Here is a 5,436-nt window from a genome sequence, read left to right as displayed (position 1 = left end):
TAGTCGCCATCGCGAAACTCAACCGCTAATCTCCGTCAGACACGGAGTCGCAGGTCAGCCGAAAACTCGGAAGGTGCGGCCTAGAAAACGCTTACGAAGCGCTGTGCCCTCACCCCAAATCTTTTCGTGAACACTTACGGAGCCAAAGCTCTTCTGGTAGACGGTAAAATCATCCTGGAAGTATCCATCCTGACGCCCGAAAAGAACATCCTCCTTGATAAATATGTTCTCACCAATGATCACACCGGGGCCAGCCGATAGCCCCCCGTGATCTGGATACCTGAGCCGATGAGATTAGAAACAACGTATCTTGTTGGAAATATTCAACCCTCCCATTGAAGTCAGCTTTCTGCCCGACTTCGGTAAACTCGCTATTTTGATTTTACAGATCGCTCAGTTGTTCGATTTCAGCCCGTATCTCAGGGCGCTCTTGGAACTCCATCCCTCTTGGCCGGTAATGATCAGTTCACGTTTGCCATTGCCGTGCTCAAGATACACGACCCCATTCGAGGTCCAGTGCGGGCTATAGCTAATTGGGTTTTTGCATGCGATGCCGTAGATAACGCCGTTGGGCAAGTTATCCCTGTGACTGCTTATCTCACAGCTATCACTCTTCATCCGGGTTTTCTTGTCATTGAACTGCACTGTTTGAATGGCGAGGCCCTTGTGGATGAGGTGGTCCCGGCTGATGTCCAATTCCAAGGCCCGGTTTTGCAGGAATTCAGCAAGAGCCGTCGCTGTCCCGGCCCCCATGTCCCCATCGATTTTTCCGCTATAGTATCCCCATTCCTTTAAGGAGGTCTGCATCGCAATAACTTCACTTTCGGGGAGACCGAACCCCGGCCTGTCTCCTGATATCGGCACAAGCCTTGCATTGAACCGGATGGGCCTGTCATTGGGGGCGAGAAGCATGCCGCCAAGGAAATTGATCCGCATGATGTCGCCCATGCTGATGCCCTCAGGCGTGGCATAGAGATCGACCCCATCACCAAGTTCGACCTGTATCCTTTCGATTGCCGCGAGCATGGTGATGTTCTTGGAAATGGCAGCGGCTATGGCCAATGTGGTGCCGTCTTCATCGGCATGTCCGATGAGGCTCTTGTCCTTCAACAGTTGGAGCCAGGGAGCGCAGGGAGCTGCGGCCACGATCGGGCTTCTTCCCTTGTCATTCGGCTCGGTCAGTAAAGATTCCGCGCCTTTGGCGATGAGCAGGCCGGTGATCTCCAGGCGCTCTGCGTCAGTATGCGTGCCACAGAGCAGGTGCATGACATTGGATCCGTCACGAGCCTTCCGTGTCGGATCGGCGCCGTTGTCGAGGAGCGACTTGACCATCTCGATATTTCCGCTCGCCACGGCGATCTGGAGGATCGGGTATCCTTCAGGGGAAATGGCATTGGGGTCGCCACCGGCTTCGAGTGCCTGGCGGAGCTTGGCGGGATCTGCGGCCATGACCGGGCCGAGGATATCGACCGGCTCCAGCCCAGTCGCTCCGCCCAGCTTAAGAGAGATCTCGTTTCGGCCGAGAACAGCCGCGATCTCTGCGGGGCTGGTGCCATCGAGGTTGCGCTGTTTCGGATCCGCTCCGAGTGACAGCAGCACTCCGACCATCGGCAGAGAATCCGCCGCAGCGGCGAGGCTCAGGGGCGTGCTGCCATCAGGTCCGGGTGTATTGGGATCGGCACCGGACTTGATGAGCATTGCTGCCATGTCGACCTGGCCGGTTGCGATCGCGAGTTGCAGGGCTGGCCCCTGCGCGAGACTGGCTTTGGCGCCATTTTCGAGCAGGAGCTGTGCGCCGTCGATGTTTTCATTGGTGATTGCCTTGACGAGAGGCGTGTCCTCGAATTTCTCGGCCGTTGCCGGCGCGCCAAGGGCGAGCCCCTGGGTGATGAGGTGATTGCGGCCGGTTTCCGCACCCATGAGGGTCAAGGCCTTGCCGACATCCGCGGGGTTTTCCGCGACAGACCGGATGATCTCGGTATTGCCGGACTCAATTGCGAGATTGAGCGGATTGCCCTTCGCCTCAGGACTGCGATCGGCGCCGGCGGCGACGAGGCGCGCGACGGTTTCCGGGTTGCCCCGTTCGATGGCCATTGCAAGCGGAGTAACCTCCCCAACAGGTGCATTGGCATCCGCGCCGATGGAGAGCGCGAGATCCAGGCATCCCGGCATGCCGCTCTCGATGCAATATGAGAGGAAGGATGACTTCTCGCCGGGGGTCATCTTCCCGGTGATATTCTCGACTGCGCCCTGGCCGTTTGTTTTGTTGTAGAGTAGTTCGACTATCTCGTCAGGAAATCCGGGCTGTGAAGCTTTGACATCTTGCGCAAAAGACGGTTGAATTGGAGCAGTGAATGATAAGATTACAGCTGTGCCGATTGTGCGCGTTTTCATTTCACTTAGGCCTATGCCATGGTTCAATTGGACCCCTCCAGAATTGATACTGTTCACACATAGTATCGTCATTTCTTCCATAATTTTTTTGATTCCAATACCTGCAGAGAGCTCTCCGCGTTTTGTCTTTATAGGGGTCGAATGCATCGGATCGTGTGTTTGCTCTTTCCTGGTCATTTGGTTTTGACCGCGTATTAGCTTTTCCTTTGGTGCTTGCATTTTCCTTCGCTGCAGCCCGCGCCTTTGCTGCGCGCTCGGCAGCCGCGGTTTTCATCGCCTCGCTTGACGCGAGCCCGTGGACCCTTTTCTCCGAAGCGGTTCTCATTTCCGTTTGGCTGATCTTCTCGGCATATTCATCATCCGGTTGCAGCATGATCTGGCCAATCTGGAGAACCAGGGTGGTTGTCGGATCATACGTTCCGGTGCCCGAAAACGAAGCGAAGGCATTGTCGAGATCTGCCATGGCGCCGGCATTGATGCCGGTGAGGTAATCCAGGGCGAATGATGTGAGGAAGCCGCTGAGATTTCCTTGAGTCGTGCTCGTGCCGGGAGATTGGAAGCGACGCATCAGTGAATTGCCGGTGCCGAGGATGGAAAGGATACGCTCACTTCCGGAATAGCGTCCCCAATTTTGCTGGAGGTCGGTCAGCGAGTTCAGGATGGAGACGGTTCCGAGCTGTGCGCGCAGATAGGGCGCACTGGCTGTCCCGTGCTTGATGGCCATGGCGCCGGCTGATGTGCCGGCCTTCGCGAGAGCCATTCCCGGCGCCGAGCCGACAGCGGCCTCCGTCGATATGAAACTGGTATTACTTGAGCGATCTGCCCGGCGAGCTTCTGCTTCGGCCCTGCGCGCGTCCTGCTCCGCGTCCCTGCGCGCATAGAATCGGTCGAGGCACATTCTCTCGCCGGATTTGGCAGCATCCCAAGCAGCTCTGCGTTCACTCAGGGCTGCAGGAACGACAACTTTATGGTGATGTTCATTGACCGGACTGTATGCAGAGTAAGACGAGAAATCTTGATAATTTGGTCCACTCACCACGACGCTCTGGTAGCGTTCGTTGGCTGCTCTGTATAATGTCCAATACACTTCATAGCATTGCGACATGGATGTCGGGCTTTCAGGGAATTCCTGAGCCGCGGCGGGACATGCAGCAAGCGCGACTATGCCCGGATAGAGAAGATGCCGAAACATGGTGGGAGACCTCGGTCTGAACTCCATTTCGGGAGATCATGGAAGCCTTCGTATGGACGCGCATGACGCAAATGTGTCATGCCTTGCATGTTTTAGCTTCACCGCCGGCCAGAGGGCGCCATTTCTGAAAGCGCGCGGCGCTCCGATCGCCAACTGCTCTGTCGGCATCGAGAATAATCCTTGCACCCGTGACCGGCATTCCCTCGTATCTACCTCATATGCGTTTGGTGCGAGGGGAGATCCCGCCATGCTGACCAGAAGACAGATGATGATGATGACCGGCCTTGGCGCCGCGGCGCTTTGGTTGGGCTTTCGTGGGCCGTCCATGGCGATGGGGCAGTCAGCTGGCTGAACTCGGACCCGCTGACGACCGAGCAGTTGAAGGGCAAGGTCGTGCTGGTCGATTTCTGGACCTATTCCTGCATCAACTGCCTGCGCTCCATCCCCTATGTCCGGGCCTGGGCCGAGAAATACAAGGATCAGGGACTGGTCGTGATCGGCGTCCACGCCCCGGAATTCGCCTTTGAGAAAAAGCTTTCCAACGTCGAAAAGGCCGTGGCCGACCTGTCGATCACCTATCCGGTTGCGGTCGACAACGACTATGCCATCTGGCGCGCCTTCAAGAACCAGTATTGGCCCGCGCATTACTTCATCGACGCCAAGGGCCAGATCCGGCATCACCACTTCGGCGAAGGGGATTATGACGGCTCCGAGCGGGTGATCCAGCAATTGCTGGCCGAAGCGGGCAGCCCGGTCGCGGACGGCATCGTGAACGTCAGTGCGACGGGGGCCGAGGCTCCCTCGGATCTGGCGGCGGTCGGGTCGCCCGAAACCTATGTCGGCTATCTGCGGGCCGAGAATTTCGTCAGCGGCGACATGGTGCCCGATGCGCCCCACACCTACGCTGCAGCCGATCCCCGCCTGAACGAATGGGGTCTGACCGGCGACTGGACCATCGGTCAGGAACATGCGGGCCTGAACGCGGCGGGCGGCAGCATCTTTTACCGCTTCCATGCGCGCGACCTGCATCTGGTGCTGGGGCCGGGGGCGGATGGCAAGCCGGTCCGTTTCACCGTGACGATCGACGGCAAGCCCCCGGCCGATGCGCATGGGATGGATGTCGATGCGCAGGGCAATGGCACAATTACCGAAGAACGACTGTATCAACTGATCCGGCAGACCGGCGAGGTGCAGGACCGCACCTTCGAGATCAGGTTCCTTGATCCCGGCACGCAGGCCTTTGCCTTTACCTTTGGCTTAAAGGACGACACCGATGCGTATCCTGCTGAAAACCATTGCGGCCATCGCGGCCCTTTCCCTGCCCGCCATCGCGGGCGAGGAGCCGCGCGCCATCCCCGCCCCCAGCGCCGACATTTCCGAAACCGGGACCGCCACCGCGATCTTTGCCGGGGGCTGCTTCTGGGGCGTGCAGGGCGTCTATCAGCATGTCGATGGCGTCATCAGCGCCACCTCGGGCTATGCGGGGGGCAGTCAGGCCGATGCGAATTACCGGACGGTCAGCGGCGGCCGGACCGGCCATGCCGAGGCGGTCAGGATCGAATACGACCCGGCCAAGATCAGCTATGGCGAGCTCTTGCAGATCCTGTTCTCGGTCGTGCATGACCCGACGCAGCTGAACCGGCAGGGGCCGGATACGGGGACGCAATACCGCTCGGCCATCTTTCCGACCTCGGACGCGCAGGCCGGGGCCGCCAAGGCCTATATCTGTTGATTTCCACCGAGACGTGACCCGGTGGGGGTGCGGACAAAATGTTGGACTGTTTTTACGGTATAAGGCCGAGGCTTTTACGGTATTCGATCGGGCTGCGGCCACCAAGTGACATCTTGAT

General features: G+C 58.4%; 3 protein-coding genes and 1 pseudogene. 2 read left to right on the top strand and 2 right to left on the bottom strand.

Features of this window, described 5'->3' with window-relative positions; genetic code table 11:
* Window positions 1-393 precede the first annotated feature (393 nt).
* Entirely contained in the window at window positions 394-2,421 is a 2,028-nt protein-coding gene (locus tag FN835_RS20825) for an ankyrin repeat domain-containing protein (RefSeq protein WP_185958793.1), read from the bottom strand.
* Window positions 2,396-3,586: a hypothetical protein gene (locus tag FN835_RS21410; protein WP_185958792.1), complete on the bottom strand. Its 1,191-nt coding sequence runs from the start codon at window positions 3,584-3,586 to the stop codon at window positions 2,396-2,398. Before FN835_RS21410 ends, FN835_RS20825 begins: the two co-directional genes overlap by 26 nt.
* A 300-nt stretch (window positions 3,587-3,886) precedes the next feature.
* On the opposite strand from FN835_RS21410, the pseudogene FN835_RS20820 reads away from it, so the two are divergent.
* Window positions 3,887-4,831, top strand: a pseudogene (locus FN835_RS20820) (thioredoxin family protein); the annotation flags it as partial.
* A gap of 28 nt (window positions 4,832-4,859) precedes the next feature.
* Window positions 4,860-5,318, top strand: a complete 459-nt coding sequence (gene msrA, locus FN835_RS20815; RefSeq protein ID WP_142665144.1) for a peptide-methionine (S)-S-oxide reductase MsrA — start codon at window positions 4,860-4,862, stop codon at window positions 5,316-5,318.
* The last annotated feature ends 118 nt before the right edge of the window (window positions 5,319-5,436 follow it).

The organism is Paracoccus laeviglucosivorans (genome assembly GCF_900182695.1).
GTDB classification, from domain to species: Bacteria; Pseudomonadota; Alphaproteobacteria; order Rhodobacterales; family Rhodobacteraceae; genus Paracoccus; species Paracoccus laeviglucosivorans.
The sequence above is the reverse complement of the archived record's forward strand: the minus strand, read 5'-3'. Positions and strand labels throughout refer to the sequence as shown.

Coding starts and splice junctions, on each gene's coding strand:
- FN835_RS21410 (WP_185958792.1), bottom strand. CDS start 3,586: ATGTTTCGGCATCTTCTCTATCCGGGCATAGTCGCGCTTGCTGCATGT.
- msrA (WP_142665144.1), top strand. CDS start 4,860: ATGCGTATCCTGCTGAAAACCATTGCGGCCATCGCGGCCCTTTCCCTG.